This window comes from Metasolibacillus sp. (assembly GCF_025291715.1).
GTDB classification, from domain to species: Bacteria; Bacillota; Bacilli; order Bacillales_A; family Planococcaceae; genus Metasolibacillus; species Metasolibacillus louembei.
Genome location: NZ_JAMBIZ010000057.1, coordinates 1 through 5500, shown reverse-complemented (window position 1 = coordinate 5500; position 5500 = coordinate 1). Strand labels below are relative to the sequence as shown.

At 39.8% G+C, this 5500-nt stretch carries 5 protein-coding genes and 1 rRNA gene; 3 read left to right on the top strand and 3 right to left on the bottom strand.

Annotated elements, in window-relative coordinates:
* From rrf to M3Z76_RS19475, 3 genes are all read right to left on the bottom strand, one after another.
* A 5S ribosomal RNA gene (gene rrf, locus M3Z76_RS19485) occupies positions 1–84 on the bottom strand; the annotation flags it as partial.
* A 188-nt stretch (positions 85–272) separates the two neighbouring features.
* Positions 273–710, bottom strand: coding sequence for a hypothetical protein (locus M3Z76_RS19480; RefSeq protein WP_293929856.1), 438 nt, complete (start codon positions 708–710; stop codon positions 273–275).
* 68 nt (positions 711–778) lie between these two features.
* Complete coding sequence (locus tag M3Z76_RS19475; protein ID WP_293929858.1) at positions 779–1861, bottom strand: cysteine desulfurase family protein; 1083 nt, start codon at positions 1859–1861, stop codon at positions 779–781.
* 89 nt (positions 1862–1950) lie between these two features.
* On the opposite strand from M3Z76_RS19475, the gene nadB reads away from it, so the two are divergent.
* Genes nadB through nadA form a run of 3 tightly spaced genes read left to right on the top strand, consistent with a single transcriptional unit; the run spans position 1951 to position 5426 of the window.
* A complete protein-coding gene (gene nadB / locus M3Z76_RS19470; RefSeq protein ID WP_363319914.1) occupies positions 1951–3522 on the top strand; it encodes an L-aspartate oxidase in 1572 nt (523 codons plus the stop codon).
* Entirely contained in the window at positions 3476–4336 is an 861-nt protein-coding gene (gene nadC / locus M3Z76_RS19465) for a carboxylating nicotinate-nucleotide diphosphorylase (protein WP_293929860.1), read from the top strand. Before nadB ends, nadC begins: the two co-directional genes overlap by 47 nt.
* Entirely contained in the window at positions 4323–5426 is a 1104-nt protein-coding gene (nadA, locus tag M3Z76_RS19460; protein WP_483310189.1) for a quinolinate synthase NadA, read from the top strand. The genes nadC and nadA overlap by 14 nt, the downstream gene beginning before the upstream one ends.
* Positions 5427–5500 lie beyond the last annotated feature (74 nt).

Sequence of the window (5500 nt, the reverse complement as noted above, 5' to 3'; positions counted from 1 at the left end):
CCCCCAACTACCATCGGCGCTAAAGAGCTTAACTTCCGTGTTCGGTATGGGAACGGGTGTGACCTCTTTGCCATCATTACTAGACTCTTTTCTCTCTCAAAACGTTATCCGTTCTTCAAGACAAGAATTAGTATATAACGTTATTTCACATTATGCAATACTTTTTTTAAAAAAAATATTATTTTTTAAAATTGCTAAAATACAATGCTCTGTTGCTCATTATAGCAAGTGCTTTTCTAAAAGAAAATAGCTTATTTTTATCTTACTAACACTTATATTTTAATATCCACTGCCATTTCATTTTGAAGCTCAGAACTTGCATGATGAGATGACCGCGCATTATTCTCTTCCTCCCCTGATAATTGCTTATGTTCCTTGGGATTCTCTTTTGTAATTTTCATCATGAAAGCTTTCCCATAAAGCGACGGGTCATGCTTCACCAAATATTGATGGTCTTTTCCAGGCACTCTATCTCCAGCCATAATACGCCCTGCAATCTTTAAACAAGTTAATTGAATTTTTAATGCTTCTTGCTCTGCTTCCATTCGCTTTTTGGCAGCCTCAGCTTCCCTTTTAAGTTGCTCTGCCATCTTTTGTTGCTTTTTTAATTCGCGCTCCAATTCCTGCTTTTTCTTTAACAGCTCCTCTTCTTTTGTTATTACAGCATTATCCATAGCAAAGTTTACAGTTTGCGGCCCTTTGATGTGCACCGATTTTTCCTCCTTTCTGTAGAAAGTTCTTGTTTTATTATTCGGCACAAAATGCAAAAATTAAAGATTCACTCAATTGCCAAAAGTGTTTGACTCAACTTTTGTAAATCTTCAATAGTTGTGCCTCCTCCAAAAGAAATTCTAAAAAATTGACGCGCAGCTGTCATCGAATAACCCATAGATAAAATAGCTTTCGTGCCTGAATCACTATGAATATCGCAGGCGCTCCCTGTGGATATGCCAATCCCCGCTTCATTAAGCTTCAATAACACATATTGCCCTTCAACCTTGTCCATTATGACACCACAAATATTTGGCAATTGTTTTTTTGATTCAATTAATTTACAGCTTTTTGGTAAAGTCTCTTTTAAGTATTGACGCAAGGTTTCATAATGACTTCTTTTGTAATGATATTCCTCTACTGCTGTAGCAAAAGCCACAATTGCAGGTGTATCTAATGTGCCTCCACGCAATCCTTTTTCATGCGTAACACCTGGCACTAATGATGGTATTTGTAACTTCGGGTTAATATAAACAGCTCCACAGCCTTTAGGTCCCCCAATTTTATGTGCCGATACAGTAATCGCATCTATTTGGGCTTGTAACGGCAATTTGCAAAATGATTGGACACAATCAACATGGATGAATACGTTATTTTCTTCTGCAATGCGTGCGATTTCTTCAATTGGCTGAATCGCACCTATTTCCGAGTTGGCATGCTGAATTGTGATAACAGCAGTTTCCTCACAAATAGCAGCACGTAACTGTTTGATATCAATACAACCATCTTGCTGTAAAGCTAGCTTTGTAATTTGATAGCCCATTTTTTCTAATGTATTTAATGCCGCATGAACAGATGTATGCTCGGCTTGTGATGAAATAATATGCTTGCCCTTCTTTGAGGCAAGGGCTAATGACAAAATAGCCAATATATTGCCTTCCGTTCCGCTGCCGGTAAAAATAATCCCATCTTTATTCCTATCAAGTGCTTGTGCAATCACATTTCTTGCTTGTTCAACGAAATATTGGGCTTGCCCCCCTGCATCATGCAAGCTTGAGCTGTTGCCGTAATATCTTTTAGCCACCTCACAATATGCGGCAATCGCCTTTTCTGTCATTGGTGTTGTTGCTGCGTAATCTAAATAAATCATCTTTTTCTCCCTTTCTAATTTTCAGTCTTGTTTTCTCTTTTATTTTATGTAAAGATATGTGTCAAGACAACTGTAAGGAAGGTATTATTATGTACAAAACAGATGTTCTTATAATCGGCAGTGGCATTGCTGCACTTCAAGCTGCTCGCATATTAGGGCAACATTTTCATGTACAGCTTGTCACAAAGTCTTCTGTAGTAACAAGTAGCTCCTATAGGGCACAGGGAGGCATTGCGGCTGTTACAACACAAATAGACGATATTAATTATCATATTCATGACACAATGCTCGCTGGTGAATATCATCACACATCGAATGTTGAAACATTAATAAAAGATGGCGCACAGCTCATTGACACACTTTTACAGCAAGGGCTTCCTGTTGACCGCTATACAAATGGTGAGCCTATCCTCGGTTTAGAAGGTGCACATAGCCATCACCGTATTTTACACGCTGGTGGAGATCAGACAGGTAAGTATTTTATTCATTATTTACTAGAACGACTGCCGGTTACTGTGACAATCAATGATTATGAAATGGTGTATGAACTATTATTCAATAAAAATGGGGACTGCATTGGTGCATTAACACGAGGCAAGCAAGGTACAAAATGCTACCTTGCTCATCATATCGTTATCGCTTCGGGTGGTGCGGGAGCCCTTTATAACTGTACCTCTAATTTTTCTACAAACACTGGTGATGGCATTGCACTTGCCTATATGGCAGGCGCAGCTATTAGCGATATGGAATTTATGCAATTTCATCCTACTTTATTATGGTGCAATGGTGAAGCAAAGGGGCTTATTTCCGAGGCTGTACGTGGAGCAGGAGCAATTTTTGTTGATGCGGCAAGACAGCCGATTATGAAAGGACTTGATTTGGCACCTCGCCATATCACAGCACACACATTATTTTTAAAGCGGCTTGCTGGAGAAGAAACTTTTTTAGATATTTCGATGATTGAGAAATTTGAGGAAAAGTTCCCGTCTATTACAAAGCTATGTGCTGACAATGGGATATCTTTACAAGATGGCTTAATCCCTGTTGCACCAGGCAGCCATTTTTTAATGGGTGGCATTGTCGCAGATAGTTTAGGGCAAACGTCTATCCCTTCTTTATATGCAGTAGGAGAAGTCGCTTGTACAGGGGTTCATGGTGCAAATCGACTTGCAAGCAACTCGTTATTAGAGGCAATTACTTTTGGGCAGCGTATGGCACAAACAATTATCCAAAAAGGCCTACATCAACAAAATTTTATGATTGAACAAAGCAACAGCGATATAGTCATGCCGCATTTATTTACAAAAGAGCAGCTTCAACAAAAGATGATGAAAGCACTAGGAATCGTGAGAAACCATTCCTCGTTGCAAGAGTTTTTACAACAAATGCCGCCTTTACAAACGCTACTTTCTGCGAATCGTGACAGCTTACCATGTGAACAAATGGAGCTTTCTATGATGCATATTGTAGCTATATTAATGGCGAAAGCGGCGCTAACTCGCACAGAAACACGAGGGGCGCATATTCGCACCGATTATCCTTTTACAGATACAAAATGGACAAAGCGCTGGATTGTTTTTTCACAAGGTCAAATGGAAGTGAGGAATTCTTTATATGAACATAATCAAGCTAGAGGAAATGCTGAAGCAATTTTTCAATGAGGATATAGGAGATGGCGATTTATCAAGCGAACTTATTTTTTCACCTACGCAACAAGGAGCATTTTCCTTTTATGCAAAAGAAGATGGCATTTTTTGCGGTGGACCGATTATTGAGCAGGGCTTTCGTTTACTTGACGCTTCTATCGTCATTACTTTACATAAACGAGATGGAGAAGCTGTTAAAAACGGCGATTTAATCGCGCATATTCAAGGTTCCCTGCAAAAGCTATTAATGGGTGAACGCGTCATTTTAAATTTAATTCAACGAATGTCAGCTATTGCGACAGCTACACAACGTGCTGTCAATGAGACCGTTGGGACAGATGCTAAAATACTCGACACACGTAAAACAATTCCTGGTTTACGCATGCTCGATAAATATGCCGTTCGTATTGGTGGCGGCTATAACCACCGTAATGGGCTTTATGATGCCATTATGCTGAAAGATAATCATATTGCTTTTGCTGGAAGTATAACGAAAGCTGTTCAAACCGCTCGCACAAAAATCGGACACACTGTCAAAATTGAAGTAGAAATTGAAACAAAAACACAGCTGGATGAAGCGGTCGCTGCTGGGGCAGATATTATTATGTTTGATAACCGTACACCTGCTGAAATACAACAATGGCTCCCTTCTATTCCTCGTCATATTGCAACGGAAGCATCAGGAGGCATTACACTTGAAAATTTGAAAGCTTACGCACAATCGGGTGTACAGTGGATCTCTCTCGGTGCACTTACACATTCAGTAAAAGCTTTCGATATTAGTGCACTCGTTCATTTGAAAGGAGAAAATGGATTTGTCAATCGCTAGCTTACTACAACAAACATCATTACTACCAGAGCATTACCGAACATTATCACAAGAGGAAATGGAAACACGTATCACAAAGCTCAAAAAAGACTTAGGGAAAAAGCTCTTTATTCTTGGACATCATTATCAAAAAGATGAGGTAATTCAATTTGCCGATGCTACAGGTGATTCTTTACAGCTTGCTCAAATTTCAGCAGCGAATAAAGAAGCAGAGCATATTGTCTTTTGTGGTGTACACTTTATGGCGGAAACAGCTGATATGCTGACAACAAGTGAACAGCATGTTTATTTACCTGATATGCGTGCAGGCTGCTCGATGGCGGATATGGCAGACATATACCAAACAGAGCAAGCATGGCCAATTTTGCAGCAGCTGTTTGGCGATACAATGATCCCTTTAACTTATGTAAATTCTACTGCTGCGATTAAAGCCTTTACTGGTAGATACGGTGGGGCTTGTGTAACCTCATCCAATGCGAAGGAGATGGTAAAATGGGCATTTTCGAAGAAACAGCGCATTTTATTTTTACCTGACCAACATTTAGGTCGCAACACTGCATTTGAGCTAGGTGTTCCACTTGAAAATATGGCAGTGTGGAACCCTCATACACAAAAGCTTGAAACACAACAGTCGCCTGAAAATATTCAAGTAATTTTATGGAAAGGTCATTGCTCTGTACATGAAGGCTTTACAGTCCAACATACAGAAATGATTCGCCAAACTTATCCTGAGATGCGCATTATCGTTCATCCTGAATGTAGTCGTGAAGTTGTAGCTGCGGCTGATGATGCGGGCTCAACAAAATATATTATTGATACAATTAGCAATGCGCCAAGCGGCTCCTCATGGGCGATTGGTACAGAGATGAATCTTGTACGCCGCATTATTCAACAGCATCCAGATAAGCATATTATCTCTTTAAATGAAAACTTTTGTCCTTGCTTGACGATGAATCGCATTGATTTACCACATTTGTTATGGTCATTAGAAAGCATCGCTGATGGTCAACCACAAAATCGTATTCAAGTAGAGGAAAATACTGCTATAGAAGCTCGTAGTTCTCTTGAGCGTATGTTAAAACGTGTTTAATAGAGTAGGAGGGAGCGATTAACTCCCGTCCTCTCACACCACCGTACGTACGGATCCGTATACGGCGGTTCAAT